General features: G+C 61.0%; 23 protein-coding genes, 2 tRNA genes and 3 rRNA genes. 17 read left to right on the top strand and 11 right to left on the bottom strand.

Annotated features, from left to right (window positions below; genetic code table 11):
- The first annotated feature begins 6 nt into the window (after positions 1-6).
- The 5 genes from L0U84_RS13585 to rrf all read left to right on the top strand — a co-directional run bounded on the left by L0U84_RS13585 (position 7) and on the right by rrf (position 5,320).
- Positions 7-1,537, top strand: a 16S ribosomal RNA gene (locus L0U84_RS13585).
- A 74-nt stretch (positions 1,538-1,611) separates the two neighbouring features.
- A tRNA-Ile gene (locus L0U84_RS13580) sits at positions 1,612-1,688 on the top strand.
- A 93-nt stretch (positions 1,689-1,781) separates the two neighbouring features.
- A tRNA-Ala gene (locus L0U84_RS13575) sits at positions 1,782-1,857 on the top strand.
- A gap of 313 nt (positions 1,858-2,170) precedes the next feature.
- Positions 2,171-5,051, top strand: a 23S ribosomal RNA gene (locus L0U84_RS13570).
- 155 nt (positions 5,052-5,206) lie between these two features.
- Positions 5,207-5,320 (top strand): 5S ribosomal RNA (gene rrf, locus L0U84_RS13565).
- Together the 16S, 23S and 5S rRNA genes with 2 tRNA genes alongside form the textbook arrangement of a ribosomal RNA operon.
- Positions 5,321-5,468: 148 nt before the next feature.
- Here rrf and L0U84_RS13560 read toward each other — a convergent pair.
- Positions 5,469-6,392 carry a dTDP-4-dehydrorhamnose reductase family protein gene (locus tag L0U84_RS13560; RefSeq protein ID WP_233850500.1) on the bottom strand — a complete coding sequence of 308 codons (924 nt, stop codon included), beginning with the start codon at positions 6,390-6,392 and terminating at the stop codon, positions 5,469-5,471.
- Between the two features lie 11 nt (positions 6,393-6,403).
- On the bottom strand, positions 6,404-6,607 hold the full coding sequence (locus L0U84_RS13555) for a heavy-metal-associated domain-containing protein (protein ID WP_233850499.1): 204 nt from the start codon (positions 6,605-6,607) through the stop codon (positions 6,404-6,406).
- A 134-nt stretch (positions 6,608-6,741) separates the two neighbouring features.
- Here L0U84_RS13555 and cueR point away from each other — a divergent pair, with 134 nt between their 5' ends.
- From cueR to L0U84_RS13535, 4 genes are all read left to right on the top strand, one after another.
- Positions 6,742-7,164 (top strand): Cu(I)-responsive transcriptional regulator, encoded by a 423-nt coding sequence (cueR, locus tag L0U84_RS13550; protein ID WP_008922667.1) that lies wholly within the window; start codon positions 6,742-6,744, stop codon positions 7,162-7,164.
- 302 nt (positions 7,165-7,466) lie between these two features.
- Positions 7,467-7,613 carry a DUF3563 family protein gene (locus tag L0U84_RS13545; RefSeq protein WP_018418650.1) on the top strand — a complete coding sequence of 49 codons (147 nt, stop codon included), beginning with the start codon at positions 7,467-7,469 and terminating at the stop codon, positions 7,611-7,613.
- A gap of 246 nt (positions 7,614-7,859) precedes the next feature.
- Positions 7,860-8,210 carry a hypothetical protein gene (locus tag L0U84_RS13540; protein WP_442794002.1) on the top strand — a complete coding sequence of 117 codons (351 nt, stop codon included), beginning with the start codon at positions 7,860-7,862 and terminating at the stop codon, positions 8,208-8,210.
- Between the two features lie 223 nt (positions 8,211-8,433).
- Positions 8,434-9,474, top strand: coding sequence for an ABC transporter substrate-binding protein (locus L0U84_RS13535; protein WP_233850498.1), 1,041 nt, complete (start codon positions 8,434-8,436; stop codon positions 9,472-9,474).
- Positions 9,475-9,551: 77 nt separating this feature from the next.
- Here the strand turns inward: L0U84_RS13535 and L0U84_RS13530 are convergent, their stop codons facing one another.
- Positions 9,552-10,397, bottom strand: coding sequence for a 23S rRNA (adenine(2030)-N(6))-methyltransferase RlmJ (locus L0U84_RS13530; RefSeq protein ID WP_233850497.1), 846 nt, complete (start codon positions 10,395-10,397; stop codon positions 9,552-9,554).
- Between the two features lie 117 nt (positions 10,398-10,514).
- On the bottom strand, positions 10,515-11,486 hold the full coding sequence (locus tag L0U84_RS13525) for a potassium channel beta subunit family protein (protein WP_233850495.1): 972 nt from the start codon (positions 11,484-11,486) through the stop codon (positions 10,515-10,517).
- 235 nt (positions 11,487-11,721) lie between these two features.
- Here L0U84_RS13525 and L0U84_RS13520 point away from each other — a divergent pair, with 235 nt between their 5' ends.
- Both L0U84_RS13520 and L0U84_RS13515 read left to right on the top strand, forming a co-directional pair.
- Positions 11,722-12,519: a 3-hydroxybutyrate dehydrogenase gene (locus L0U84_RS13520; RefSeq protein ID WP_129962911.1), complete on the top strand. Its 798-nt coding sequence runs from the start codon at positions 11,722-11,724 to the stop codon at positions 12,517-12,519.
- 10 nt (positions 12,520-12,529) lie between these two features.
- Positions 12,530-13,768: a DUF3734 domain-containing protein gene (locus L0U84_RS13515; RefSeq protein ID WP_233850493.1), complete on the top strand. Its 1,239-nt coding sequence runs from the start codon at positions 12,530-12,532 to the stop codon at positions 13,766-13,768.
- 155 nt (positions 13,769-13,923) lie between these two features.
- On the opposite strand, the gene L0U84_RS13510 is transcribed toward L0U84_RS13515, so the two are convergent.
- Positions 13,924-15,123, bottom strand: coding sequence for an amino acid aminotransferase (locus tag L0U84_RS13510; RefSeq protein ID WP_233850491.1), 1,200 nt, complete (start codon positions 15,121-15,123; stop codon positions 13,924-13,926).
- 517 nt (positions 15,124-15,640) lie between these two features.
- Between L0U84_RS13510 and uvrB the strand changes: the two genes are divergently transcribed.
- The 5 genes from uvrB to L0U84_RS13485 all read left to right on the top strand — a co-directional run bounded on the left by uvrB (position 15,641) and on the right by L0U84_RS13485 (position 21,420).
- Positions 15,641-17,734, top strand: a complete 2,094-nt coding sequence (gene uvrB / locus L0U84_RS13505) for an excinuclease ABC subunit UvrB (RefSeq protein WP_233850489.1) — start codon at positions 15,641-15,643, stop codon at positions 17,732-17,734.
- Between the two features lie 340 nt (positions 17,735-18,074).
- Positions 18,075-18,623, top strand: coding sequence for an iron transporter (locus L0U84_RS13500; protein WP_233850487.1), 549 nt, complete (start codon positions 18,075-18,077; stop codon positions 18,621-18,623).
- Positions 18,624-18,735: 112 nt separating this feature from the next.
- Positions 18,736-19,068 (top strand): cupredoxin domain-containing protein, encoded by a 333-nt coding sequence (locus L0U84_RS13495; protein WP_008922656.1) that lies wholly within the window; start codon positions 18,736-18,738, stop codon positions 19,066-19,068.
- 100 nt (positions 19,069-19,168) lie between these two features.
- Positions 19,169-20,014, top strand: coding sequence for an FTR1 family iron permease (locus L0U84_RS13490; protein ID WP_233850485.1), 846 nt, complete (start codon positions 19,169-19,171; stop codon positions 20,012-20,014).
- The gene (locus L0U84_RS13485; protein WP_233850483.1) at positions 20,011-21,420 is read left to right on the top strand and encodes a 4Fe-4S binding protein; all 1,410 of its coding nucleotides are present in this window, start codon (positions 20,011-20,013) and stop codon (positions 21,418-21,420) included. Before L0U84_RS13490 ends, L0U84_RS13485 begins: the two co-directional genes overlap by 4 nt.
- A 283-nt stretch (positions 21,421-21,703) precedes the next feature.
- On the opposite strand, the gene hemP is transcribed toward L0U84_RS13485, so the two are convergent.
- From hemP to L0U84_RS13465, 4 genes are all read right to left on the bottom strand, one after another.
- Positions 21,704-21,961 carry a hemin uptake protein HemP gene (gene hemP / locus L0U84_RS13480; RefSeq protein ID WP_233850482.1) on the bottom strand — a complete coding sequence of 86 codons (258 nt, stop codon included), beginning with the start codon at positions 21,959-21,961 and terminating at the stop codon, positions 21,704-21,706.
- A 185-nt stretch (positions 21,962-22,146) separates the two neighbouring features.
- Positions 22,147-22,629 carry an SRPBCC family protein gene (locus L0U84_RS13475; protein ID WP_233850481.1) on the bottom strand — a complete coding sequence of 161 codons (483 nt, stop codon included), beginning with the start codon at positions 22,627-22,629 and terminating at the stop codon, positions 22,147-22,149.
- Between the two features lie 85 nt (positions 22,630-22,714).
- Positions 22,715-23,113: an OsmC family protein gene (locus L0U84_RS13470; protein ID WP_233850480.1), complete on the bottom strand. Its 399-nt coding sequence runs from the start codon at positions 23,111-23,113 to the stop codon at positions 22,715-22,717.
- A 214-nt stretch (positions 23,114-23,327) separates the two neighbouring features.
- Positions 23,328-24,206, bottom strand: coding sequence for a pirin family protein (locus L0U84_RS13465; RefSeq protein ID WP_233850479.1), 879 nt, complete (start codon positions 24,204-24,206; stop codon positions 23,328-23,330).
- Positions 24,207-24,328: 122 nt separating this feature from the next.
- Between L0U84_RS13465 and L0U84_RS13460 the strand changes: the two genes are divergently transcribed.
- On the top strand, positions 24,329-25,339 hold the full coding sequence (locus L0U84_RS13460) for a LysR family transcriptional regulator (protein WP_233850478.1): 1,011 nt from the start codon (positions 24,329-24,331) through the stop codon (positions 25,337-25,339).
- A 424-nt stretch (positions 25,340-25,763) separates the two neighbouring features.
- On the opposite strand, the gene L0U84_RS13455 is transcribed toward L0U84_RS13460, so the two are convergent.
- Both L0U84_RS13455 and L0U84_RS13450 read right to left on the bottom strand, forming a co-directional pair.
- Complete coding sequence (locus tag L0U84_RS13455) at positions 25,764-26,183, bottom strand: ExbD/TolR family protein (protein ID WP_233850477.1); 420 nt, start codon at positions 26,181-26,183, stop codon at positions 25,764-25,766.
- A gap of 16 nt (positions 26,184-26,199) precedes the next feature.
- The gene (locus L0U84_RS13450; RefSeq protein WP_233850476.1) at positions 26,200-26,931 is read right to left on the bottom strand and encodes a MotA/TolQ/ExbB proton channel family protein; all 732 of its coding nucleotides are present in this window, start codon (positions 26,929-26,931) and stop codon (positions 26,200-26,202) included.
- Positions 26,932-26,959 lie beyond the last annotated feature (28 nt).

Below are 26,959 nucleotides of genomic sequence, written 5' to 3'. Positions count from 1 at the left end.
AGGTTTGAACTGAAGAGTTTGATCCTGGCTCAGATTGAACGCTGGCGGCATGCCTTACACATGCAAGTCGAACGGCAGCACGGGAGCAATCCTGGTGGCGAGTGGCGAACGGGTGAGTAATACATCGGAACGTGTCCTGGAGTGGGGGATAGCCCGGCGAAAGCCGGATTAATACCGCATACGCTCTATGGAGGAAAGCGGGGGATCTTCGGACCTCGCGCTCAAGGGGCGGCCGATGGCAGATTAGGTAGTTGGTGGGGTAAAGGCCTACCAAGCCGACGATCTGTAGCTGGTCTGAGAGGACGACCAGCCACACTGGGACTGAGACACGGCCCAGACTCCTACGGGAGGCAGCAGTGGGGAATTTTGGACAATGGGCGCAAGCCTGATCCAGCAATGCCGCGTGTGTGAAGAAGGCCTTCGGGTTGTAAAGCACTTTTGTCCGGAAAGAAAACCTCGTGGCTAATATCCGTGAGGGATGACGGTACCGGAAGAATAAGCACCGGCTAACTACGTGCCAGCAGCCGCGGTAATACGTAGGGTGCGAGCGTTAATCGGAATTACTGGGCGTAAAGCGTGCGCAGGCGGTGATGTAAGACCGATGTGAAATCCCCGGGCTTAACCTGGGAACTGCATTGGTGACTGCATCGCTCGAGTATGGCAGAGGGGGGTAGAATTCCACGTGTAGCAGTGAAATGCGTAGAGATGTGGAGGAATACCGATGGCGAAGGCAGCCCCCTGGGTCAATACTGACGCTCATGCACGAAAGCGTGGGGAGCAAACAGGATTAGATACCCTGGTAGTCCACGCCCTAAACGATGTCAACTGGTTGTCGGGCCTTCATTGGCTTGGTAACGTAGCTAACGCGTGAAGTTGACCGCCTGGGGAGTACGGTCGCAAGATTAAAACTCAAAGGAATTGACGGGGACCCGCACAAGCGGTGGATGATGTGGATTAATTCGATGCAACGCGAAAAACCTTACCTACCCTTGACATGTATGGAATCCTGCTGAGAGGTGGGAGTGCCCGAAAGGGAGCCATAACACAGGTGCTGCATGGCTGTCGTCAGCTCGTGTCGTGAGATGTTGGGTTAAGTCCCGCAACGAGCGCAACCCTTGTCCCTAGTTGCTACGCAAGAGCACTCCAGGGAGACTGCCGGTGACAAACCGGAGGAAGGTGGGGATGACGTCAAGTCCTCATGGCCCTTATGGGTAGGGCTTCACACGTCATACAATGGTCGGAACAGAGGGTTGCCAAGCCGCGAGGTGGAGCCAATCCCAGAAAACCGATCGTAGTCCGGATCGCACTCTGCAACTCGAGTGCGTGAAGCTGGAATCGCTAGTAATCGCGGATCAGCATGCCGCGGTGAATACGTTCCCGGGTCTTGTACACACCGCCCGTCACACCATGGGAGTGGGTTTTACCAGAAGTGGCTAGTCTAACCGCAAGGAGGACGGTCACCACGGTAGGATTCATGACTGGGGTGAAGTCGTAACAAGGTAGCCGTATCGGAAGGTGCGGCTGGATCACCTCCTTTCCAGAGCTTGCATTGCTGCGCAAGCGCTCACGCTTATCGGCTGTGGTTAGTAGAAGCAACGCAGACAGGCTCAGGGGTCTGTAGCTCAGTCGGTTAGAGCACCGTCTTGATAAGGCGGGGGTCGATGGTTCGAATCCATCCAGACCCACCATCCTTTGCGATGATCGTTAGTGCTTTAGCACTTACGAGCATCTCACCCCCGAAGGGGGTTAAGCGAATGAGCTAAGTTTGCGTGGCTATGAGAGGGGGATTAGCTCAGCTGGGAGAGCACCTGCTTTGCAAGCAGGGGGTCGTCGGTTCGATCCCGTCATCCTCCACCAATCCTCAATGCCAAGGGTTCAGCACGAAGTGGGATGCTGAGTACTTTGCATTGGCGATTGAGCCAGTCAGAGCGGTACACAGTGTGACTGTGATATCGGCTGTCGTTCTTTAACAATCAGGAAGAAGTAGTAAAGAGATTCACGAAAGCGTACTTAGAGATGGGTACGTGAGTAGGTGAATCAGGGTTGTGATTGTATCGATGTATTTTTAAGTGATCGAAAGATTGCTTTGGAATACGGCGCAACACGAATACTCAACCTGTAGCGGAAGTGATCTGCGGTGAGCAATCATTGAGAGACACACCCGTTATAGGGTCAAGCGAACAAGTGCATGTGGTGGATGCCTTGGCGATCACAGGCGATGAAGGACGCGGTAGCCTGCGAAAAGCTCCGGGGAGCTGGCAAACAAGCTTTGATCCGGAGATGTCCGAATGGGGAAACCCACTCCTAATGGAGTATCCATGACTGAATACATAGGTCATGTGAAGCGAACGCGGTGAACTGAAACATCTAAGTAACCGCAGGAAAAGAAATCAACCGAGATTCCCAAAGTAGTGGCGAGCGAAATGGGATCAGCCTGTACTCTTTATTCTCATTGTTAGTCGAACGCTCTGGAAAGTGCGGCCATAGCAGGTGATAGCCCTGTAGACGAAAACAGCGAGGAAGAACTAGGTGTACGACAAGTAGGGCGGGACACGTGAAATCCTGTCTGAAGATGGGGGGACCATCCTCCAAGGCTAAATACTCGTGATCGACCGATAGTGAACCAGTACCGTGAGGGAAAGGCGAAAAGAACCCCGGGAGGGGAGTGAAATAGATCCTGAAACCGCATGCATACAAACAGTCGGAGCCTCGCAAGGGGTGACGGCGTACCTTTTGTATAATGGGTCAGCGACTTACATTCAGTGGCAAGCTTAACCGATTAGGGCAGGCGTAGCGAAAGCGAGTCCGAACAGGGCGTTCAGTCGCTGGGTGTAGACCCGAAACCAGGTGATCTATCCATGGCCAGGTTGAAGGCACGGTAACACGTGCTGGAGGACCGAACCCACTAACGTTGAAAAGTTAGGGGATGAGCTGTGGATAGGGGTGAAAGGCTAAACAAACCTGGAAATAGCTGGTTCTCTCCGAAAACTATTTAGGTAGTGCCTCGTGTATCACCTTCGGGGGTAGAGCACTGTCATGGTTGTGGGGTCCATTGCGGATTACTACGCCATAGCAAACTCCGAATACCGAAGAGTGCAATCACGGGAGACAGACATCGGGTGCTAACGTCCGGTGTCAAGAGGGAAACAACCCAGACCGCCAGCTAAGGTCCCCAAATATGACTAAGTGGGAAACGAAGTGGGAAGGCTAAAACAGTCAGGAGGTTGGCTTAGAAGCAGCCACCCTTTAAAGAAAGCGTAATAGCTCACTGATCGAGTCGTCCTGCGCGGAAGATGTAACGGGGCTAAGTCATATACCGAAGCTGCGGATGCGTGCTTTGCACGCATGGTAGGAGAGCGTTCCGTAAGCCTGCGAAGGTGCACTGGAAAGTGTGCTGGAGGTATCGGAAGTGCGAATGCTGACATGAGTAGCGATAAAGGGGGTGAAAGGCCCCCTCGCCGTAAGCCCAAGGTTTCCTACGCAACGTTCATCGGCGTAGGGTGAGTCGGCCCCTAAGGCGAGGCAGAAATGCGTAGCTGATGGGAAGCAGATTAATATTTCTGCACCATTGTGAAATGCGATGGGGGGACGGATCGCGGAAGGTTGTCCGGGTGTTGGAAGTCCCGGTCGCTGCATTGAAGAGGGTGCTTTGGCAAATCCGGGCACAGGACTCAAGGGTGTGGCGCGAGCTTCTTCGGAAGCGAAGCAACTGGAAGGGGTTCCAGGAAAAGCCTCTAAGCTTCAGTTTCACAGTGACCGTACCGCAAACCGACACAGGTGGGCGAGATGAGTATTCTAAGGCGCTTGAGAGAACTCGGGAGAAGGAACTCGGCAAATTGGTACCGTAACTTCGGGATAAGGTACGCCCTTGTAGCTTGACTGGCCTGCGCCAGGAGGGTGAAAGGGTTGCAATAAACTGGTGGCTGCGACTGTTTAATAAAAACACAGCACTCTGCAAACACGAAAGTGGACGTATAGGGTGTGACGCCTGCCCGGTGCCGGAAGATTAAATGATGGGGTGCAAGCTCTTGATTGAAGTCCCGGTAAACGGCGGCCGTAACTATAACGGTCCTAAGGTAGCGAAATTCCTTGTCGGGTAAGTTCCGACCTGCACGAATGGCGTAACGATGGCCACACTGTCTCCTCCCGAGACTCAGCGAAGTTGAAGTGTTTGTGATGATGCAATCTCCCCGCGGCTAGACGGAAAGACCCCATGAACCTTTACTGTAGCTTTGCATTGGACTTTGAACCGGTCTGTGTAGGATAGGTGGGAGGCTATGAAGCGTGGACGCCAGTCTGCGTGGAGCCGTCCTTGAAATACCACCCTGATCTGTTTGAGGTTCTAACCTTGGCCCGTAATCCGGGTCGGGGACAGTGCATGGTAGGCAGTTTGACTGGGGCGGTCTCCTCCCAAAGTGTAACGGAGGAGTACGAAGGTACGCTAGGTACGGTCGGAAATCGTGCTGATAGTGCAATGGCATAAGCGTGCTTGACTGTGAGACTGACAAGTCGAACAGGTGCGAAAGCAGGTCATAGTGATCCGGTGGTTCTGTATGGAAGGGCCATCGCTCAACGGATAAAAGGTACTCTGGGGATAACAGGCTGATACCGCCCAAGAGTTCATATCGACGGCGGTGTTTGGCACCTCGATGTCGGCTCATCTCATCCTGGGGCTGTAGCCGGTCCCAAGGGTATGGCTGTTCGCCATTTAAAGAGGTACGTGAGCTGGGTTTAAAACGTCGTGAGACAGTTTGGTCCCTATCTGCCGTGGGCGCTGGATATTTGAAGGGGGCTGCTCCTAGTACGAGAGGACCGGAGTGGACGAACCTCTGGTGTACCGGTTGTCACGCCAGTGGCATCGCCGGGTAGCTATGTTCGGAAGAGATAACCGCTGAAAGCATCTAAGCGGGAAACTCGCCTTAAGATGAGATATCCCCGGGGCTTCGAGCCCCTTGAAGGGTCGTTCAAGACCAGGACGTTGATAGGTCAGGTGTGCACGTACAGTAATGTACTGAGCTAACTGATACTAATTGCCCGTAAGGCTTGATCCTATAACCGGTGTGTTTTACCCCCAGCAGGGGGAGCGACACGCACACGGTTGAGATCGGTGTTGTGCCAGAAACAACGCAACCCCCACACACGAATCCTTTACGCTTCTTCCCGATTGGCTGTGGCGCATACCATTGCGACGCAGCAACCCGTCATGCCTGATGACCATAGCGAGTCGGTCCCACCCCTTCCCATCCCGAACAGGACCGTGAAACGACTCCACGCCGATGATAGTGCGGATTGCCCGTGTGAAAGTAGGTAATCGTCAGGCTCCTCCCAAGTCAGAAACCCCACCCACCGCGGTGGGGTTTCTGCGTTTACGCGGCCGAAATCGGAAGAGATGACTTTTCAGTGTCATTTCTTCTTTCTTCTATCCAGCCTCCTGCTTCGGCAATCCCCTCTGCACGCAATCCACTGGATCAAGCGGAAGTCGTTTGCCCGCGCCAGGGAAACGCGGCTAGCATTTGCCGGATCGCCACGTCGAAGGGCGTGCGCCGGCCGATTCCAAGTGCCTCCAGGCGGCTCGATGCCAGATGACAGTTGTACGGGCGCGGCGTCGAGTCGATCGGCGTACGCTGGGGCGTTAGATACGCGTCGAGTTGTAGTGCTTTCGCGAGGCGCACGGCGATCTCGTACTTGTTCATCGGTTCGTCGCCCGACCATTGCGCGATGCCGGAAATCGTTTCGCCGCGCGCGTGCCGCTCGAGCATCTGTCGGATCACGACTGCGACATCGGGCGTGAACGTGGGATACCGGATCGCCCAAGCGTCCATCCTGGCAGCCGGCGCGGCCGGCGCGGCCGACGCCGCGATTGCAGGCACAAGGCTGGTCACGGCCGACTCTGACCAACTGACAATCGGCCCATACAGCAGCGGCAGGCGCAGCACACATCCGCGCTCGGCCGTTTTGCTCAGCGCTCGCTCGCCTTCGAGCTTGCTCTGTCCGTACGCGTTCAGTGGCGCTGGTGGGCTGTCATGACGATAGGGCGGGTGTGTGCCATCGAACACGTAGTCGGTCGAGATCGACAGCGTCCACGCGCCGTGTCGGTTCGCCGCTCCCGCGATCGTCCGCACGGCATCGACGTTCAGCGCGCGAGCGAGCGCTGGATCGCGCTCGCATACGTCGGGACGGCGCTCCGCCGCGGCAATCACAACGGCATCGGGTACCACGTCGTCGATGAAGCGCTCGACCGCGAGCCGATCTCGAACATCCAACGCGACCATATGCGAAGACGGCCGGCTAAATGCGGTGGAGACAATTTGCCAGTCGGTCTGGCGCGCGAGTTCGTCGTTGAGCGCACGGCCGAGCAGCCCCGAACCACCGATTACGACAACCTTGAACATGATCCGCGCCCTCAGCGCACCGACGTGACTGTGTATCCGGCGTCGTCAACCGCGGTCTTCACCGCCTCGACCGGTTGCGTCGACTCGACGAGCACGCGGCCGGTCGCGAGATCCACCTGGACCTGCGCGGCGGCGTCGTGCTCGCGAATCGCGTTCGTGACGGCGGCAACACAATGCTGGCAGCTCATGCCTTCTACGTGGAGTTCGATTGTCATCGCAAAGACCTCGGCGGAATCGGATTTCGGATAGTTGAATTATGCCTGCCGTTCCGTGTTTGGGCGGCTGACCTTCCCAGTATGGGAAGGTGTAGGATCGATTCGATTTCAGCCGAACCTTGGGGGAAACAGTCATGAACATAGGCGAAGCGGCCCGCGCGTCGGGCGTTACGGCGAAAATGATTCGCTACTACGAGAGTGTCGGTCTATTGACTGCGAAGGCACGCACGAGCGCTGGTTATCGCGTGTATGGCCCACAGGAAGTGCATTCTCTGCGTTTTATTCGCCAGGCGCGGCGGCTCGGATTTCTGGTCGAGGATATCCGGCGACTGCTTGCCCTATGGCATGACCGCTCGCGTGCAAGCGCCGAAGTAAAGCGAATCGCCCTGGAACATGTCGCCGAACTCGATCGCCGCATCGCTGAGTTGACCGACATGCGCGACACCCTCGCACATCTGGCCGACCATTGTCACGGCGATGACCGGCCAGACTGCCCGATTATCGAGCGGCTCGCGGACACCGATCTTGTTTCGGGGCAAGGTTGCCATCCGCTTTAGCGGCTGCTCACGGAGCGAAAGTCAACCCAGGCTACCGATTCATTCGGGCTCGTGATTTATGCACCGATAATGTGCGAATACAAATTAGGGCAATGACGTTCGCCTAGAGAGTGGAGATCAACCTCAATAAAATCAGACATCAGAATGCGCCGAGCTGGTGCATCATTCCAAAACGGAATGCACGTCATGCGGGCATTTCACTGTTCAGGTTGCACCGGAGGGCTATAATGCGGGTTAACCCTTTTACGGGAAATCCCTGATGCCAAATCACCGGGGATTCGATCTGATCCTTGGAGAACATCATGTTTGCATTCATTCTTGAGAAGCTGAGCACCTGGTTCGAAACCGCGGAACGTAGCCGTCGTGAGGCATATCTGGCATCGTCGTCGGATATCGTCCAGCTCGAGCAGCGGATCCGCTCGCTCGAAACCAACGGCTATTCGCTGTAAGTTTCCCCTTCGAGTTTGACCCGGCGGCGCCTGCTATCGCGCGGCCATTGCAGTACCAATGTCGAGCCCCGTCAAAGCGGGGCTTTGTCATGTCTGGAGACCGAGAAGCACGTGCCGGCGGCGTTTTTCGCGTGAACGGCGCAACGAGGCTATTCATGGTGAATATCGACTAGCTTCGCAACGCGGGCCGCGGTAAGGTAGGGCGTTTTTCGCGCAAGACGGCATTTATAACCAATCGGGCTGCCCATGTCCTCCGTCCATTCGCTCCAAGGTTTCCGATCCGTGATGGCCGCGGCCACGATGGCGACGCTCGCGACCCTCTGCATTGCGTCGGACGCATTTGCGGTTTCCGATAACGACCGCCCTCCAGTGATTCTCGATACGCTCGGCGGTGTCAACAATGGCCAAAGCGGCACCGTGCTGCTGAGCTCGCCGCCCGCGCCGGAGCCGATCGTCGCCGCGCCACCGATCGCGGCACCGGTCGAGCTGCCGGCGGAATCGTCGCCGCCGTTCGTGGTTGCGCCGTATATCCAGTTGCCGACGGGCGGTGGCATGCCGCCGCGGCCGATGCCCCGACCGGTGCCGCTTCCGCAATAGCGAGCGACGGCGCGAAAGCGCGTTGGTGACGCTCCTGTCCGATCCCGTTTCTGCCCCACCGCCAGCTTGCCTCGCACCCGACATCCCATTCGGGTTTGGGCGCATGGCGCCCGTGAAACCGTCCGACGACAATCGTTGCGCGCCTCGTCGCCGTGAGCTTCGACCGCGGCATGTGCGCCTGCGTCACCGCTTCGAACGGAAAACACAACAAGGAGACGTCACCATGCCGAATCACTGGATGCAGCGTGCGATGCGCGCCTGCGTGATGCTGCTCGCATTGGCCACTTTCCCCGGCGCCGGGTTCGCGAAGGACACGCCGGAGATGCCGACACTAACGATGGCCGTCGGCGGTTTGCCCGGCCTCTACTATCTGCCGGTCCTCGCTGCCCAGCAGCTCGGCTACTTCAAGGACGAAGGGCTGAACGTCACGCTCGAAGATTTCGCAGGCGGCTCGAAGGCGCTCGAAGCGGTGGTGGGCGGCAGCGCAGACGTTGGCGCGGGCGCGTTCGAGCACACGCTGTTCATGCAGGCGAAGGGGCAGCACTATCGCGCGTTCGCGTTGATGGGGCGCGCACCGCAGATCGTGATCGGCGTGGTGAAGTCGAAGGCCGATCAGATCAAGTCGCTCGCGGACTTCAAGGGCGCGAAGGTCGGCGTGAGCGCGCCGGGTTCGTCGACGGATCTCGTGCTCACCGTTGCGTTGCGCAAGGCCGGCGTGCAGCGCAGTGACATTTCGGCGATCGGCGTCGGCAGCGGCGCGACGGTGCTGGCCGCGGTGGGCAGCGGGCAGATCGACGCGCTGTCCAATGTCGATCCGATGATGACCAAGCTCACGCGTAGCGGCGCGATCAAGGTGCTGGTGGATACGCGTACGGTGAAAGGCACGCAGGAGGTGTTCGGCGGCATGATGCCCGCGGCGACGCTATACGCGCCCGAAAGCTTCATCCAGAAAAATCCGAAGACGACGCAGGCGCTGACCAACGCAATCGTGCGCGCCAATCATTGGCTGCAGACCGCGAGCGATGCGGATCTGTTGAAGATGGTGCCGCAAGCCTATCTGCTGGGCGACCCGACGCTTTATCTCGACGCCTTTCACAATGTGCGCGACGCTTATTCGCCGGATGGACTGATGCCGGCGGATGGGCCGGCTACGTCGCTGCGCGCTTTGTCGTCGTTCGACAGTCGGCTCGATCCGAAGAAGATCGATTTGAGTGCGACCTATACGAACCAGTTCGCGACCAGGGCGGCCGCGCAATTCAAGTGAGCGTATGCGCAGATCGGTCTGCGCAAGACAGGTGAAGGGGAACCGGGCGCGGCCCGCTCACGGGCCGCTCGTCACGCTCAATTGCCGCGATATTCGACCTTGAACGTCGCAGCCTTGTCCTCGCCGAGCGTCTTGACGAGCCACGGCATCTGATCCTTCAGCGTCTTGGCGAGCGTGTACGGCGGATTCAGGATGAACATGCCGCTCCCGAACAGCCCATAGCCGTCTTCCGGAGGATTGCTTACGGTCAGGCTGACGTGCAGCCAGTTGTCCTTCTGCAACTGCTTGAGCTGATCGGGGAAACGCTGCGACTCGGGGCGCTTGACCTGCGGATACCAGACCGCATACGTGCCGGTCGGAAACCGCTTGAGACTTTCCTCGACACAGCGCAGCGTGCGCCCGTAGTCGCGCTTGTCTTCGTACGATGGGTCGAGCAGGATCAGCGCGCGGCGCGGCGCCGGCGGCAGCAGCGCGAGAATGCCGTCGAAGCCGTCGCCGGCGTACAGCATCGCGCGTCGGCCAGCGTCGCGAAAATTGTGGCGCAGCACGTCGATTTCGGTGCTGTGCAATTCGAATAGCCGCATGCGATCCTGCGCGCGCAACTGTCGCCACGCGAGATACGGCGAGCCCGGATAGAAATGCAACTGGCCATCGGCATTGAGCGCGCTGACTTCGTCGACGTATTCGGCGAACAGCGGCGGCAGATCGTTGCGGCCCCACAGTTTCGCGATGCCCGTTTCGAACTCGCCGGTCTTCGTCGCGTAGCCTTCCTTCAGCGAGTAGACGCCCGCGCCCGCGTGTGTGTCGATATACCAGTAGGCCTTGTCTTTCTGGCCAAGGTAGCGCAGGAGCTGCAACACGACGGCGTGTTTCAGAACGTCGGCGTGATTGCCGGCATGAAAGGCGTGGCGGTAGCTGAGCATGATGAGAGGACGCTGAAAGAGCGCAGGCTGGCCCGAAGGAGCCGGTGACGCGCGGTCGCGTATTGTACGCGACCGCGCGTGCCCGGTTATCCGCTCAGTGCCGGGCGTGGCGCGCGATTACTCGTGCGCGTCGCCGATGATCTCCTCGATCCGCTGCTTGATCTCGGGCGTGATGCGCTCGGCCACCTCGGCGGACTTCATGTTTTCGCCGATCTGTTCGACTCGCGAGGCGCCCGTGATCACCGTGCTGACATTCGGATTCTTCAGAATCCACGCGATCGCGAGCTGACCGATCGTGCAGTCGAGTTCGTCGGCGACCGCGCCGAGCTGTCCGACCACGTTGTTCCTCGTCGGGTCGGTGAGCTGCTGACGCAGCCAGTCATAGCCCTGCAACTGCGCGCGACTGTCGGCAGGTACGCCGTCACGGTATTTGCCGGTGAGTAGACCCGATGCAAGCGGACTCCACGTGGTCAGGCCAAGGTCGAGGTCCTCGTAAAGCCGCTTGTATTCCTGCTCGACGCGGTTGCGGTGAAACAGGTTGTATTGCGGCTGCTCCATGACCGGCTTGTGCAGATGATGCCGCTCGGCGATCTCATACGCGGCGCGAATCTCGTCGGCGCTCCATTCCGAGGTGCCCCAGTACAGCGCCTTGCCGCGCGCAATCATGTCGCTCATCGCCCAGACCGTTTCCTCGACCGGCGTGTTCGGGTCGGGACGATGACAGAACACGAGATCGACATAATCGAGTTGCAGGCGCTTCAGCGACCCGTCGATCGCGTTCATCAGGTATTTGCGGTTCAGCGTGTGGTACTGGTTCGGCGCTTCGTTGAGTCCCCAGAAAAATTTCGTCGACACGACGTAGCTCACGCGCGGCCAGGCAAGTTCCTTCAATGCATGGCCCATGATTTCCTCGGATTTGCCGCCCGCGTACACCTCGGCGTTGTCGAAGAAATTGACGCCCGCGTCGCGCGCGGCGGCAAGCGATTCGCGCGCGGCGCGGTGATCCACCTGGTTGCCGTACGTGACCCATGAGCCGATGGACAACTCGCTCACTTGCAGGCCGGAGCGGCCCAGACGTCGATAGTTCATGCATGTCTCCTGATTGGTTGTGCCACGGGAATTGAGCCCGGATTCAGCCCGAAAGCGTCCAGTGTAAAGAGATACGGTTCGATGTGCGTTTTACCTATGTCGTTCACAGGGTTCATGCACAATAGCAAAGTCGGCCGCCGCGCTGCATCCGCCGAACGGTCTATACCGTTTGGCCGACTTCTCGCCGCGCGCGGTCTCGTGGTCTCATTGCTCATCAACTGCATGGAGGTTCTGGATGTCGTCTCTGAACTCGAATCTGAACGGCAAGGTCGCCGTCGTCACTGGCGCCGCGAGTGGCATCGGCAAACAGATCGCGTTGACTCTTTCGGCCGCGGGCGCGGCGGTCGCGATCGCCGACCTGAACCAGGACGGCGCGAACGCCGTGGCTGAAGAAATCAGAAAGGGCGGCGGTAAGGCGATCGGCGTGGCAATGGACGTGACGAGCGAAGACGCCGTCAACCAGGGTATCGACAAGGTCGCGGAGGAATTCGGCTCGATCGATATTCTCATTTCCAACGCCGGCATCCAGATCGTCAATCCGATCGAAAACTATTCGTTCTCGGACTGGAAGAAGATGCAGGCCATTCACGTGGACGGCGCATTCCTGACCACCAAGGCAGCGCTCAAGCACATGTACAAGGACAATCGCGGCGGCGTCGTGATCTACATGGGCTCGGTCCACTCGCATCTGGCCTCGCCGCTGAAGTCGGCGTACGTGACCGCGAAGCACGCTTTGCTGGGCCTGTCGCGCGTGCTCGCCAAGGAAGGCGCTGCGCATAACGTGCGTTCGCACGTCGTGTGTCCGGGCTTCGTGCGCACGCCCCTCGTCGACAAGCAGATTCCCGAGCAGGCGAAGGAACTCGGCATCAGCGAAGAGGAAGTGATCAAGCGCGTGATGCTGGGCGGTACCGTCGACGGTATCTTCACGACGGTCGAAGACGTCGCGCAGACCGTGCTGTTCCTGTCGACCTTCCCGAGCGCGGCGCTGACCGGCCAGTCGTTCGTCGTGAGCCACGGCTGGTACATGCATTAAGGGGCGGCCCATGGCGCAACGCAATCTGAAGCGGGCGCGCGTGGGCGTGTCCGGCGACGGGGAGGGTGCGGGTCCGGGTCCGGCGGTCGCCGCGCGCCCGCGCCGTCATCTCCCGTTACCCAATTACGAAACCGTCGCGCTGATGCTGCAAGGCGGTGGCGCGCTCGGCGCCTATCAGGCCGGCGTCTTTCAGGGGCTTTACGAAGCCGGCATCGAACCGAACTGGATCGCGGGAATATCGATCGGCGCGCTGAACACGGCGATCATTGCGGGCAATCCGCCGGAACGACGCGTCGAGCGTCTGCAGCAATTCTGGGAAACGATCTGCCAGCCGGCATTCGGACCGCCGTTGCCGGCGCCGATCGAACACGTGCTGTTCAATTCGAGCGAAGCGGTGCGCAAGGCATTTACCGCAGCGCAGGCGATGAGCGCGATCGTCGAAGGGCAAAAGGGCTTTTTCGTGCCGCGTTTCCCCCCGCCGTTGCCCACGGTGTCCGGTCCGCCGCAATTGGCGAGCTACTACGACACCACGCCGCTGAAGGCCACCCTCGAGTCGCTGTGTGATTTCGACCGGATCAATTCCGGCGAAATACGCGTGTCGGTGGGCGCGGTCAATTGCGGCACGGGCAATTTCGCATATTTCGACAATACGCACACCACGCTCAGGCCCGAGCATTTCATAGCGTCGGGCGCGTTGCCGCCGGGCTTCGCGGCCGTCGAGATCGACGGTCAGTTCTACTGGGACGGCGGCCTGATGTCGAATACGCCGCTCTACGAGGTGCTCCAGTCCACGCCGCGTCGCGACACGCTCGCGTTTCAGGTCGATCTATGGAGCGCGATCGGGCCGGTGCCGGACAACATCACCGACGTGCAGGGGCGCATGAAAGACATTCAGTATTCGAGCCGCACGCGTCTCGTGACCGACATGCTGCAGCGCTCGCAGCGTTTCCGCCACGTGTTGCGTGAGGTTCTGGATCGCGTGCCGGAAGAGCAACGCGACGATCCGTGGTGCAAGCTGGCCGAAGATCTGTCGTGTTCGAAGCGCTACAACGTGATTCACCTGATCTACCGGCACAAGGAATACGAAGGACACTACAAGGACTTTCAATTCGGTCTATCGACGATGCGCGAGCATTGGAGGAGCGGTCTCGAAGATATTCTCCGTTCGCTCGAGCAGCCCGACTGGCTCGAGATGCCGGAGAACGATGCCGGGTTCGTCACGCATGATATTCATCGGGACTCGCGCTGATTCCTCGCGAAGAGAGCCGTCGCAGCGCCCGGTCCGGCCGAACAGTCAGGAAATAAAAAACGGCGCCCTTTTCACAAAAGGGCGCCGTTTTTACAGGCGGTGGCAGCGGCGAACCTGCTGCACCGGCGCGGCAAACCTCCGCGCCTTGAATCGCCTTACTTCAGCACATGCGCAATCGCGTTGGCCACGACGTCGAGGTTGCGCGTGTTGAGCGCAGCCACGCAGATACGGCCCGTGCCGACCGCATAGATGCCGAACTCTTCACGCAGACGGTCCACTTGCGGGGCCGTCAGACCCGAGTACGAGAACATGCCGCGCTGCGCGTTCACGAAGCCGAAGTCGCGATCGACGCCGCTTGCTTTCAGACGCTCGACGAGACCATTGCGCATCGCGCGGATACGGTCGCGCATTTCGCCCAGTTCGCTTTCCCACGTCGCGCGCAGTTCCGGCGACGCGAGCACGGCCGCGACCACCGAGCCGCCGTGCGTCGGCGGGTTCGAGTAGTTGGTGCGAATCACGCGCTTCAGTTGCGACAGCACGCGCGCCGCTTCTTCCTTGTTCGCGGTGATGATCGACAGTGCGCCGACGCGCTCGCCGTACAGCGAGAACGACTTCGAGAACGACGACGACACGAACACGTTCAGTTCCTGCGCGGCGAACAGACGCACGGCTGCCGCGTCCGCTTCGATGTTGTCGCCGAAGCCCTGGTAGGCGATATCGAGGAACGGCACGAGGTTGCGCGCCTTGACGACCTCGACGACCTGCTTCCACTGCTCGACGCTCAGGTCGACGCCGGTCGGGTTGTGGCAGCAAGCGTGCAGCACGACGATCGTGCCCGCCGCATAGCTGTTCAGCGCGCTCAGCATGCCGTCGAAATTCACGCCGTGCGTTTGCGCGTCATAGTACGGATACGATTCGACGACAAAGCCCGCGCCTTCGAACAGCGCACGGTGGTTTTCCCAGCTCGGATCGCTGATCGCGACCTTGCTGTTCGGATTCACGCGCTTCAGGAAGTCCGCGCCGATCTTCAGCGCGCCCGTGCCGCCCAGCGCCTGTGCTGTAACGACGCGACCGGCCGCGATCAGCGGCGAGTCGTTGCCGAGCAGCAGCTTTTGCACGGCGGCATCGTAGGCGGCGATACCTTCGATCGGCAGATAGCCGCGCGGCAGCGCGGCTTCGACGCGGGCCTTTTCCGCTTCGCGCACGGCGCGCAGCAGCGGAATCTTGCCTTCTTCATTGAAGTACACGCCAACGCCGAGGTTGACCTTGGTGGCGCGCGTATCGGCGTTGAAAGCTTCGTTCAGGCCCAGAATCGGGTCGCGGGGAGCAAGTTCGACGGCGGAGAACAGAGACATGATGGGTGGGCAGCAGTAGTGAAAAGAGGGCGGCTTCGCGCGCGGGCGGCCTCATCTGGAGCGTCGGCGGCGTTTTGGGCGTGCGGCGTGAGTTCGACCAAACGCGAAAAACAGGGACGGCCTATGGACAGCGGCGAGCGAGCGCAACTTCGCATTGTAACGAATCCGGGCACTTTTTTCGGACGACCAGACGGGCGAACGGCAATTATTTGCTTGAAAAACAGGCACTGGGAGCCATGTGGCAGTAAGGAATTCGAGCGGGCGTGGCGATGGCGACGGCACGAAGCGGACGAAGTGCACCATGCATTGGCGCTCGCTGAGCCACGATGCCGCATGGCATGCGGCACACAGCCCGGCACGTGAGTCCCCGGTCGACGCCTCACGGCGCACAAGTCTGTAAAGGGCCATAACACACGACCTCCCGGGCGCCCGGCGCCGCCCTACGTAACCCCGCTCGATCTTCGCTTTCCGCAACCCGTTAGAATGATTCTTTGCCCAAGGCCCGGTCCCGCCCCTCATGTCCGAACACCATCTGACTGAAGCCGACGATACGCTCGACGAATCGAAATTCGTCACGTTCGAAGGTTCGCCGTTCAAGCTCTACCAGCCGTATCCGCCCGCCGGCGACCAGCCCACGGCCATCGAGACGCTCGTCGAAGGCGTCGGGGACGGTCTCGCGTTCCAGACGCTGCTCGGCGTAACCGGCTCTGGCAAGACTTTCACGATGGCCAACACGATCGCGCGGCTCGGCCGCCCGGCGATCGTGTTCGCGCCGAACAAGACCCTCGCCGCGCAGCTGTATTCGGAATTCCGCGAGTTCTTCCCGCGCAACGCGGTCGAATACTTCGTCTCGTACTACGACTACTACCAGCCTGAAGCGTATGTGCCGCAGCGCGACCTGTTCATCGAGAAAGACTCGTCGATCAACGAGCATATCGAGCAGATGCGGCTGTCGGCGACCAAGAGCCTGATGGAACGGCGCGATGTGGTGATCGTCGCGACGGTGTCGGCGATTTACGGTATCGGCAATCCGTCCGAATATCACCAGATGATTCTCACGTTGCGCACCGGCGACCGGCTCGGTCAGCGCGACGTGATCGCGCGGCTGATCGCGATGCAGTACAGCCGCAACGAAGCCGACTTCCAGCGCGGCTCGTTCCGCGTGCGTGGCGATACGATTGATATCTTCCCGGCCGAGCACGCCGAGATGGCGGTGCGTGTCGAGCTGTTCGACGACGAAGTCGAAACGCTGCAGCTATTCGATCCGCTGACCGGCCGCGTGCGGCAGAAGATTCCGCGCTTTACCGTGTATCCGTCGTCGCACTACGTGACGCCGCGCGACACTGTGCTGCGCGCGGTGGAAACGATCAAAGCCGAGTTGCGCGAGCGGCTCGAATTCTTCTATAGCGACGGCAAACTCGTCGAGGCGCAGCGGCTCGAACAGCGCACCCGCTTCGACCTCGAAATGCTGCAGGAGCTCGGTTTCTGCAAGGGCATCGAGAACTACTCGCGGCACTTTTCGGGCGCGGCGCCTGGCGAGCCGCCGCCGACGCTCGTCGACTACCTGCCGCCCGACGCGATCATGATGCTGGACGAATCGCACGTGCTGATCGGCCAGCTGAACGGCATGTACAACGGCGACCGCGCGCGCAAGGAAAATCTCGTCGACTACGGCTTCCGGCTGCCTTCGGCGCTCGACAACCGGCCGCTCAAATTCAACGAGTTCGAGCGCAAGATGCGCCAGGTCGTGTTCGTGTCGGCGACGCCCGCCGACTACGAGAAGAAGACCGCGGGGCAGGTCGCCGAACAGCTGGTGCGCCCGACCGGACTCGTCGACCCCGAAATCGAGGTGCGCCCGGCGCGCAGCCAGGTCGACGACATACTCGGCGAAATCAACGAGCGCATCAAGGCCGGCGATCGCGTGCTGGTCACGACGCTGACCAAGCGGATGGCCGAGCAGCTGACCGAGTTCCTGGCCGACCACGGCATCAAGGTCCGCTATCTGCACAGCGACATCGACACGGTCGAGCGCGTCGAGATCATCCGCGATTTGCGTCTCGGCGCGTTCGACGTGCTGGTCGGCATCAACCTGCTGCGCGAGGGGCTCGATATTCCGGAGGTGTCGCTCGTCGCGATTCTCGATGCGGACAAGGAGGGCTTCCTGCGCGCGGAGCGCTCGCTGATCCAGACCATCGGCCGGGCGGCGCGTAACGTGAACGGCAAGGCGATCCTGTACGGGGACAAGATCACGGACTCGATGCGTCGCGCGATCGACGAAACCGAGCGCCGCCGCGCGAAGCAGATCGCGTTCAACGCCGCAAACGGCATCACGCCGCGCGGGGTCGTGAAACGGATTCGCGACATCATCGACGGCGTGTACAACGTCGACGAAGCGCGCGCCGAGTTGAAGGAGCAGCAGACCCGCGCGAAGTTCGAGGACATGTCCGAGAAGCAACTCGCCAAGGAGATCAAGCGCCTCGAAAAGCAGATGATGGAGCACGCGAAGAATCTCGAATTCGAGAAGGCCGCGCAGACTCGCGATCAGCTGGCGTTGTTGCGTCAGCGCGTGTTCGGCGCGAACGTCGGCGACCACGTGTCGGGCCTCGAATAACTACCGCCTCTCTCCACCGCCTACGTCCACCACGAAAGGCGCGGCCATCCGCCGCGCCTGTTCACATCGGCTGACGCTTAAGCTCCTGCTTCAGCCGTCGGCGCGGCCAACCTGGCCGTCGCGAATTCGGTCCCTGTTCACCGCCGCACGAAGGCTTTCTTAAGCGAGCCTTAAGACCCTGCTGCCTTCAGGCAGAGCGTGCTGGCAGGTTTGTTCTGATCAGCGATCGATGATAAACTCATCTAATATTGAGAATGGTTCGCATTTAAATATGCATCTGGCTTGCGGACGCAGTATTCCAATGAAATCGATTCCAGTCTGATAAAAACAAGGAGTTTCAATGCGGATTTCTTCCTTTGCGCGCGGCGGCGCGGCAGCAGTAGCGGCTGTCGCGGCGCTGTCGGCCTCGGCCGCCGAATATCCGATCGGCAAGCAGCAGATTCAGGGCGGCATGGAAATCGGCGCGGTCTATCTGCAGCCGATCACGATGGAACCCGAAGGCATGATGCGCAAGGCGTCGGATTCGGACATCCACCTCGAGTCCGACATCCACGCGGTCAAGAACAATCCGACCGGTTTCGCCGAAGGCGACTGGATGCCGTATCTGCAGGTGCACTACGAGCTGACGAAGGCCGGCTCGAATCAGCCGTTGAAGGGCGACCTGATGCCGATGGTCGCGAACGATGGCCCGCACTACGGCGACAACGTCAAGCTGCAAGGCCCGGGCAAGTACCACCTGAAGCTGATCGTCGAAGCGCCGATGCAAATGGGCCACATGGCATTCGGCCGCCACGTCGACAAGGAAACCGGCGTGGGTCCGTGGTTCAAGCCGATCACGCTCGAATATGACTTCACCTTCGCTGGCATCGGCAAGAAGGGCGGTTACTGATCGGCGCATGGTGCCAATGCGGTCGATCAACGTAACAGTGAATGCAGCAGACGGCGCGCGGACGGTCGGTGTAATACCCGGCGTCGGCGCGTCGCGTTTTCCGGAAAGGCCAATGGGAATCAACCGAAAGATCGCGATGCTCGCCGCCACGTTTTGCCTGGCGGCCACGGCTCATGCAGCCGACCTGCCGACCTTCAAGCTCGAAATGAACGACGGCAAGCTGAACCCGGCTCGCATCGAAGTACCCGCGGGGCAGCGTATCAAGATCGAAGTGCGCAACACCGGCAAGGGCGCGGCCGAATTCGAAAGCGTGCAGTTGCGTAAAGAGAAGGTGCTGGCGCCGGGCGCCGATTCGTTCGTCGTGATCGCTCCGCTGGAGCCGGGCGAATACAAGTTTTTCGACGACTTTCACCAGCAGGCGCAGGGCGTGATCGTCGCGAAGTAAGCCGTGATCTCGATCGACCGCAAGCGCCGCGGCAAGCGGGCGCTGTCGGTCGCGCGAGGCAACGGATGCGGGCAGTAGAAGGATCGAAGGGAGAGCTTGAATGGGTCAGATTCTGTTCATCGTGTGGCGGGAAAGTGTCGAGGCGCTGCTGGTCGTCGGCATCCTGTACGCGTGGTTGAAAAATGGCGACGACGACGCGCGCCGCGGCCTGCCGTACCTGTGGGGCGGCGTGGCGGCCGGCGTGATCGCGGCGGTCGCACTCGGCGCGGCGCTGGTGGGGTTCACCGAGGTGCTCTCCGGTGACGCGCAGGATTACTTTCAGACCGCGATGGTGCTGGTCGCCTGCGTGCTGATCGTGCAGATGGTGCTGTGGATGAAGCAACACGGCCGCACGCTGAAGCGCGACATGGAACAGTCGCTGCAGAAGAGCCAGCGCGATTCGAACTGGTGGGGCGTCGCGCTGCTGGTCGCATTGGCGATTGCGCGCGAAGGCAGCGAAACGGTGATCTTCCTGTACGGCCTCGGCTTCGGCCAGTCGGGTCATGTCGACGGCAGCCAGATGCTCGCTGTCGTGATCGGTCTCGCGCTCGCGTTCCTGACCTTCTATGTGTTGCAACTCGGCGGCAAGATCATCTCGTGGCGGCTCTTTTTCCGCGTCACCGAAATCATGCTGCTGTTCCTCGGTGCGGGCCTGTTCCAGACCGGCGTCGACAAGCTGATCGACAAGGAATTCCTGCCGACGCTCGTCGACCAGCTGTGGAATTCGTCGGCGATCCTCGATGATTCGAGCACCTTCGGTTCGCTCGTCGCGACGCTGACCGGCTACCGTGCGCATCCGGCGCTGATGAATCTGCTTGCCTATGCCGTGTACTGGGCGGTCGTTTATCTGCTGGTACGCCGCGCTGGTCGCAAGCCCGCGCAGCAGACGGCAGGGCGCGCCGCATGAGCGCCGTGATGGCTCCGCGGCCGGGGCGCCTCGCGGCGGCCGGCCAGTGGATGCAGCGCCACGGCACGGTGATCCGTGGCATCCAGTGGATCGTGGTCGCGGTGTACGCGTTCCTGATCATCGTGCCCGCGCTGCTGCCGCTGCCGGACGACACCGCACACCTGTGGAACAACCTGACGCTCGCGGCGCAGTTCGTGTTCTGGGGCATCTGGTGGCCGTTCGTGCTGCTGTCGATGGTGATGCTCGGCCGCGTCTGGTGCGGCGTGCTGTGTCCGGAGGGGGCGCTCGCCGAATTCGCCAGCAAGTTCGGGCGCGGTCGCGCGATTCCGCATTGGATGCGCTGGGGCGGCTGGCCCTTCGTCGCGTTCGGCATCACGACGATCTACGGGCAGATGGTCAGCGTCTATCAGTATCCGAAAGCGGTGCTGCTGGTGCTCGGCGGCTCGACCTTCGCGGCGATCGTGATCGGACTGCTTTACGGGCGCGAGAAGCGCGTCTGGTGCAAATACCTGTGCCCCGTCAACGGGGTTTTTTCGCTTCTGTCACGGCTTGCGCCGTTTCACTACAAGGTTGACGAAGACGCATGGCGCCGCTCATATAAGAACGGCGAGCATGGGCATCGTGTGATTCCGATCAACTGCGCGCCGCTCGTGCCGTTGCGCAACATGAAGGGCGCGGCCGACTGCCATATGTGCGGCCGCTGCAGCGGACACCGCGACGCTATCGCGCTGACGTGGCGCAAGCCGTCGACCGAAGTCGTGCAGTTGGGCGACAAGCAGGCGAATCCGTGGGACACCGCGCTGATCCTGTACGGCCTGCTCGGCATTGCGATCGGCGCATTCCATTGGACCGCGTCGCGCTGGTTCATCGACCTGAAGATGTTCTCCGCGACGTGGCTCGTCGATCACGACATCACGTGGCCGCTCGACACCAACGCGCCGTGGTTCCTGTTCACGCATTACCCCGACCAGAACGATGTGTTCTCGTGGCTCGACGGCTCACTGCTGATCGGCTATATCCTTGCGACGGCACTCGTCTATGGCACGGCGCTGCTGCTGTTGCTGACGGGCGCGACGCGCATGCTCGGGCGCTTCAGCGCCACCCGGCTGCACCATCTGACACAGGGGCTTATTCCGATCGCGGGCGCGGGTGTGTTCCTCGGTTTGTCGGCGACGACGCTGTCGCTGCTGCGCGCCGAGCACGTTGCGCTGTGGTGGGCGTCGGATCTGCGCATCGCGATTCTGGTGATTGCGAGCGCGTGGAGCGCATGGCTTGCGTGGCTCGTCACGCGCCGCTATAGCGAACGCTTCGTGCAGCGCGCGCTGGCGATGCTGTGGTTCGTCGCGGCGCTGGCGGTCGTCAATAGCGCGTGGTGGCTGATGTTCTGGGGCTGGGCGTCGAAGTAAGTCTTTGGCCTGTCACCGCTGCGAACGCAGGCGCAAGCAAAAAAAGCCGTGGAATGGTGACATCCCACGGCTTTTTCATTTTCATTTTCAGCGATGTACGCCGTTGCGCGCATCCGCTTCCGAGTGAGAACCAAAAAAACGGCCTGGCTTGCTGCGACGGCTGGCTTGGTGTCTGCACGAAGGGGTCTAGTTCTCGCGTGCAAGCCGTCGTGGCTGGCTAATGCCTAACACCTCTCTGGGAGGTGGTCCCCACAATACCCGGTACGTACTTCGTGTTGCGGTGCTACTTCGTCAGGATCAGCTTGCCGAGGCGCGTCGCACGCAGCTGGTACGTCTCGCCGTTGTGCACGATGCTGATGTGACTATGGCCTTGCAGCAGCGCGTCGCTGCGCACGACCCGTTCCGATGTCTCGCCCTGGCCGGTGGTGCGTTCCGCGGCGGGTTTGGCCGCCGGCACGGCCGTCGTCGATTTCGGGCGGCTGGTCAGCGCGGCAGCCGAGCGGCGCAGGCTGAGCGTGGAAGGGCGAGTCATATCGGTCATTCGTTTTAGCTTGTTCGTCGATTCGATGTGATGATTCTAAATGATAACTATTCCTATTTACAAGATCGAGAAATTGATCGGATTCGACTTCTGATAGCTGAATGAAAGTGCGGGCAGACGACGACTATGGGGGCCATCCTGGACATGGCCCCGCGACAGCGCGGGCAGGGCGCCCGCGCGGCATCTCAGTGCAACGGTCCCGGTTCCTGCCCCGCCGCAACGTACTGGCGGATCAGACGCACCGTGTCGATATCGTTCTCGCGATACGCGGATTTGACGATCTCCTGCGTCCGCACGGCGTCCTGATCGGTCGAGACGGGCAGTGTGGTCGCGTACTCGAAGCGCAAGAATAGCTGCAACTCGTCGGGCTGCTCGATCGTCATCGTCAGTGAGCCGCCGACGTGCTCGGCGGTCGGCAGGATGTCGTAGCGCACGCTTTCGCTATCCTGCAGCGTGACGCGATCGCGCACGGTGGCCTGACCATAGTGCAACTCGCGCTCGAGCACATTGCCGTCGCGCGACAGGATCGTGCAGCTGTCGAGACCCATCACGAACAGTTGCGGCTGTTCGGCGCGCAGCACGAGCCCTTCCCACAACTGCTCGCGGGTCATCGATTCGACGAGGGGATTCAACGGATCGTTGATCTGAATGAGGTGTTCGAAATTCAAGACGACTGCGTCCTATGAAAATGTTGCAATACCCGTGGCCCGATCGGGCGGCATCCGACCGTCCCGAACTGGTCTGCCGCGCCAGTTAAGCGACGGCGAGCGCGGAGCGGATCGAGATCGTGTTCGTGAGGATCTTGTGCACCGGGCACGCATTGGCAATTTGCAAAAGCCGTTCCCGCTGCTCATCGGACAGATCGCCATCGAGAATGATCTGACGGTCGATCGTCGAGCCTGCGTCGCCGGTTTCCATCGACAGTTTGACGCGTACGCTCGCGAGCGGCCAGCCTTTGCGCTGCGCGTACATCTTCAGCGTGATCGACGTGCACGCGCCGAGGCTCGACAGCAGCAGCGAGACCGGCGTCGGGCCGCGGTCGCCGCCGCCTAACGATTCGGGCTCGTCGGCAAGCCATGTGTGCTTGCCGTCGTCGAACACGACCTGGAAATTCGTCGAACCGATGTGGGCGGTGACGGTGGCCTCTGCCATGCGCGCTCCTATGGGGGAAAGGAAGTACGTCGCGCGCCGCGGCCCGTGGCAATCAGCGCGTGCCGCGCGACATGAGCCAGTATTGTGAACGAATTTACCGGCGTTCGCGCCCCGAGGTGAGGGGTTTCGCGGCGCGTGGGCAGCCGGCCGCGTGTTTTGACTCGCGTCGACAGGCGCGAATTGCCCGCGGTGTGCTTCAGTCTGTCAATGCCCGTCAGTGCGTGATCGCGCCCATCCGCCCGGCCTGATAGTCGAGCACCGCCTGACGGATCTCGTCCTCGGTATTCATCACGAAGGGACCATAGCGCACTACCGGCTCCTTCAGCGGCACGCCGCCGAGCAGCAGCACTTCGAGCGGCTCGTCGCCAGCCGTGATGGTCACCGCGTCGCCGTCGTTGGCGAACACGACCATCGTGCGCGCGTCGATCTCCGCGCGCGCGTCGCCTTCGCCATACACGCCCTTGCCGGACAGCCCATACGCGAACACGCGATAGTCGGCCGGCACCGGCTGGCGGAGCGTCGCGCCGGGCTGCAGCGAGAAATGCTGATACAGGATCGGCGTACGCGTTTCGACCGCGGCCTTGACGCCGAGCGCTTCGCCCGCGATGACCTTCACGCGCACCTGGCCGTCTTCGGACGTCGCAACCGGAATGCGCGTCGACGGGATCTCCTGATAGCGCGGCGCGATCATCTTGTCGCGACGCGGCAGATTGACCCATAGCTGCAGGCCGTGCACACGACCGCCGGTGCGCGTGAATTCCGGGTCCGGCATTTCGCTATGCACGACCCCCGCGCCTGCGGTCATCCATTGCACGTCGCCGGCGTGCAGCGTGCCCGAATGGCCCGCCGAATCCTTGTGGCCGAACTGGCCCTCTAGCACATAGGTGACCGTCTCGAAGCCGCGATGCGGATGATCGGGCGCGCCGATGGCCTCGCCGGGCGCATAGTCGACCGGGCCCATTTCGTCGAGCAGCAGGAACGGATCGAAGTCCATCAGCAGACGCGTGGGAAACGGTCGATGAACGATAAATCCGCCGCCTTCCACTGTGCGAACCGACGGGAACGTGCGTTCGATCGTGCGTGACGTAGTCATCAATATCACCTCGAAAAATGGGGAATAGCGTTATTTTTGAAACATGGAGCTATTATAGGGACCGTTTTTCGCGGTGCCAGCCGCCCCTCAGCAATGGATTGTTCTGTTAATGGAACGATGAGATGAAGATCGATTCACACAATCTGAACGACCTGATGTACTTTTCGCAGGTCGTTGAACATGGCGGATTTTCGGCTGCCGAGCGGGTGTTGGGCATCTCGAAGTCGCGGCTCTCGCGCCGGCTCACGGAACTGGAGGCGTCGCTCGGCGTGCGCCTGTTGCAGCGTTCCACTCGCAAGCTCGCGTTGACCGAAGCGGGGCAGTTGTTCTACCAGCACTGTCAGGCGATGCTCAGCGAAGCGCAGGCGGCGGTCAACGTCGTGCAGCAGCTGCGCTCATCGCCGCGCGGCACGGTGCGAGTCAGCGTGCCGGTCACGATCTCGCAGACGATTCTGTCGACGATCCTGCCGGAGTTCATGCACCGCTATCCGGAGGTGCGCGTCGTGATGCGCGTGACGAATCGCGTGGTCGATCTGTTCGAGGATTCGATCGACGTCGCGCTGCGCGTGCGTTCCGATCCGCCGGAGAACGCGAACATCGTCGTGCGGCCGCTGTGGCGCACCGAGCAGATGCTGGTCGGCGCGCCGAGCCTGCTGCAGCAGAATGCGCCGCCGCTGACGCCGGCCGACCTGAACCGCTTCGAAACACTCGACGTGCCGACGAGCGACGGCCGCCACGTGTACAACCTGATCTCCCCGGATGGCACGCGCCATGCTCATGAACACGAGCCGCGCCTCGTGACCGCCGATCTGATGACGATCCGCGAGGCGGTGCTCGCCGGCGTCGGCATCGCCGCCTTGCCCGAGATGATGTACGGAGCCGCTTTGCGAGCGGGGCAACTGTCGCCCGTGATGCCGGGCTGGAGTTTTCCGACGCCGCAGTTGTACGCGGTGTTCGTATCGCGTCAGGGGATGGTGCCGGCCGTGCGCGCGTTCGTCGATTATCTGGTCGAGATGCTCGATCCGGATGAAGGCAAGCACATCATGGGCGAGTGTCCTGTGCGCGCGGAGAAAGCGGCGGCGCGGGGATCGGTGGCGGCGGCTTCCGTGGTTGCGTCGGCGGCGGTTTCCTAAGACTCTGTGGCAACTTGAGGGGGACAAGCTGCGCCGCCGCCTGCTATCGCGCGGCGCAAATCGTTTTTAGCATTTAAGCGTGGCTTGTCATGATTACTTTCAATGGCCGTTTGCTTGAATGCGCGCACGCACAGGAATATAGTGAAATCCCTTTCGCAACGGAGTCTCCTATGCGAAAACTCATGGCCGCTATCATAGCGGGCCTGATAGGGCTGACCGCGTTGTCCGTGTCGACCACGGCCCTCGCATGCGGTGATACAAGCTATCAGTCTTCGGCCGATGGCAAATGATCCCGCCGCCCGAAGGCGCCGAGCGCGCACAAAAAAAGGCCTTCATCCGACGATGAAGGCCTTTTACTTTTTGGCCCTGTTTCAAGGGGTTTTTCGCGTGGACGAGCGTCCTGCTCCGCGTGCCACGTTACCCGTTACTTCGCTTTGGGCTGCGTGACGAAACCGATCTTCGTCAGCCCGCCGGCCTGCGCGGCGGACATCACCTGCGCGACCTTCTCATACGGCACCTTGCGGTCCGCATCGAGATGCAGCTCCGGCTGCGGGCTTGCCTGCGCGGCCGCGGCGATCTTCGCGGCGAGCGCCGCGTCGTCGACCTTGGTGCCGTCCCACAGCACGTCACCGTCCGCGTCGACCGACACCGTCACCTGCGCGGGCTTCGTGTCTTCCTTCTGACTGCTCGCGTGCGGCAGATCGATCTTGACCGCGTGACGGATCACCGGAATCGTCACCATGAAGACGATCAGCAGAACCAGCATCACGTCGACGAGCGGCGTCATGTTGATCTCGTTCATCAGGCCGTCGTCATCGTCTCCGGCGAAAGGGCTCATTGCCATTGGAATGCCTCGTCGATCAGTTGGCGCGGGTCGCGAGACGCAGACCGTCGCCGCGCTTGATCGACGACAGCCGCGCGCCCGTCACGAAGAACGCATGCAGGCCGTGCGCGAAGCGGCTCAGCTTCGCGACGATCGCCTTGTTGGCGCGCGTCAGCGCGTTGTAGCCAAGCACTGCCGGAATCGCGACGAACAGACCGAACGCGGTCATGATCAGCGCTTCGCCGACCGGGCCGGCGACCTGGTCGATCGACGACTGGCCGCTTGCGCCGATCGCGAGCAGCGCGTGATAGATGCCCCACACGGTGCCGAACAGGCCGACGAACGGCGCGGTGCTGCCGATCGACGCGAGAATCGCGAGACCGCTCTGCATGCGCGCGACGCTTTCGTCCATCGTGTCCTTCAGGCAGCGAGTGATCCAGTCCGACACGTCCATGCGGTCATGCAGATGCGGCTGCGTCTGGTGATGATGGTCGGCCGCTTCCTGGCCCGACCGAGCGAGCGCGAGGAACGGATTGTCATGCGGCGTCGAGGCGCCGCCGCCGAGCTTCTTCACGCCGTCGGCGAGGTCGTCCGAATGCCAGAACGCCTGCTCGGCGTTCTTCGTCAGGCGCTTCAGGCGCATCACGTTCCAGCCTTTGACGACGATCACGCTCCACGACATCACCGACATGATCAACAGCGCGAGCGCGATACCGCGCGTCACGAAATCCCCTTGCGCCCACACGTGCGCCAATCCGTAGTTTTGCATCGCAATTCCTTGTTTTTGAAATCCTGCT

The organism is Paraburkholderia sp. HD33-4, assembly GCF_021390635.1.
In the GTDB taxonomy this organism is placed as follows: Bacteria; Pseudomonadota; Gammaproteobacteria; order Burkholderiales; family Burkholderiaceae; genus Paraburkholderia.
This window is presented reverse-complemented; position numbering and strand designations above follow the sequence as displayed.

Bases quoted from the DNA above. Each gene is read 5' to 3' on its own strand.
- L0U84_RS13460 (WP_233850478.1), top strand. From the start codon at position 24,329: ATGAAGATCGATTCACACAATCTGAACGACCTGATGTACTTTTCGCAG.
- L0U84_RS13510 (WP_233850491.1), bottom strand. From the start codon at position 15,123: ATGTCTCTGTTCTCCGCCGTCGAACTTGCTCCCCGCGACCCGATTCTG.
- L0U84_RS13520 (WP_129962911.1), top strand. From the start codon at position 11,722: ATGTCGTCTCTGAACTCGAATCTGAACGGCAAGGTCGCCGTCGTCACT.
- L0U84_RS13555 (WP_233850499.1), bottom strand. From the start codon at position 6,607: ATGACAATCGAACTCCACGTAGAAGGCATGAGCTGCCAGCATTGTGTT.
- L0U84_RS13560 (WP_233850500.1), bottom strand. From the start codon at position 6,392: ATGTTCAAGGTTGTCGTAATCGGTGGTTCGGGGCTGCTCGGCCGTGCG.
- L0U84_RS13450 (WP_233850476.1), bottom strand. From the start codon at position 26,931: ATGCAAAACTACGGATTGGCGCACGTGTGGGCGCAAGGGGATTTCGTG.
- L0U84_RS13500 (WP_233850487.1), top strand. From the start codon at position 18,075: ATGCGGATTTCTTCCTTTGCGCGCGGCGGCGCGGCAGCAGTAGCGGCT.
- L0U84_RS13515 (WP_233850493.1), top strand. From the start codon at position 12,530: ATGGCGCAACGCAATCTGAAGCGGGCGCGCGTGGGCGTGTCCGGCGAC.
- L0U84_RS13465 (WP_233850479.1), bottom strand. From the start codon at position 24,206: ATGACTACGTCACGCACGATCGAACGCACGTTCCCGTCGGTTCGCACA.
- L0U84_RS13545 (WP_018418650.1), top strand. From the start codon at position 7,467: ATGTTTGCATTCATTCTTGAGAAGCTGAGCACCTGGTTCGAAACCGCG.
- L0U84_RS13485 (WP_233850483.1), top strand. From the start codon at position 20,011: ATGAGCGCCGTGATGGCTCCGCGGCCGGGGCGCCTCGCGGCGGCCGGC.
- uvrB (WP_233850489.1), top strand. From the start codon at position 15,641: ATGTCCGAACACCATCTGACTGAAGCCGACGATACGCTCGACGAATCG.
- L0U84_RS13535 (WP_233850498.1), top strand. From the start codon at position 8,434: ATGCCGAATCACTGGATGCAGCGTGCGATGCGCGCCTGCGTGATGCTG.
- L0U84_RS13530 (WP_233850497.1), bottom strand. From the start codon at position 10,397: ATGCTCAGCTACCGCCACGCCTTTCATGCCGGCAATCACGCCGACGTT.
- L0U84_RS13495 (WP_008922656.1), top strand. From the start codon at position 18,736: ATGGGAATCAACCGAAAGATCGCGATGCTCGCCGCCACGTTTTGCCTG.
- L0U84_RS13490 (WP_233850485.1), top strand. From the start codon at position 19,169: ATGGGTCAGATTCTGTTCATCGTGTGGCGGGAAAGTGTCGAGGCGCTG.
- hemP (WP_233850482.1), bottom strand. From the start codon at position 21,961: ATGACCGATATGACTCGCCCTTCCACGCTCAGCCTGCGCCGCTCGGCT.
- L0U84_RS13540 (WP_442794002.1), top strand. From the start codon at position 7,860: ATGTCCTCCGTCCATTCGCTCCAAGGTTTCCGATCCGTGATGGCCGCG.
- L0U84_RS13525 (WP_233850495.1), bottom strand. From the start codon at position 11,486: ATGAACTATCGACGTCTGGGCCGCTCCGGCCTGCAAGTGAGCGAGTTG.
- L0U84_RS13455 (WP_233850477.1), bottom strand. From the start codon at position 26,183: ATGGCAATGAGCCCTTTCGCCGGAGACGATGACGACGGCCTGATGAAC.
- L0U84_RS13470 (WP_233850480.1), bottom strand. From the start codon at position 23,113: ATGGCAGAGGCCACCGTCACCGCCCACATCGGTTCGACGAATTTCCAG.
- cueR (WP_008922667.1), top strand. From the start codon at position 6,742: ATGAACATAGGCGAAGCGGCCCGCGCGTCGGGCGTTACGGCGAAAATG.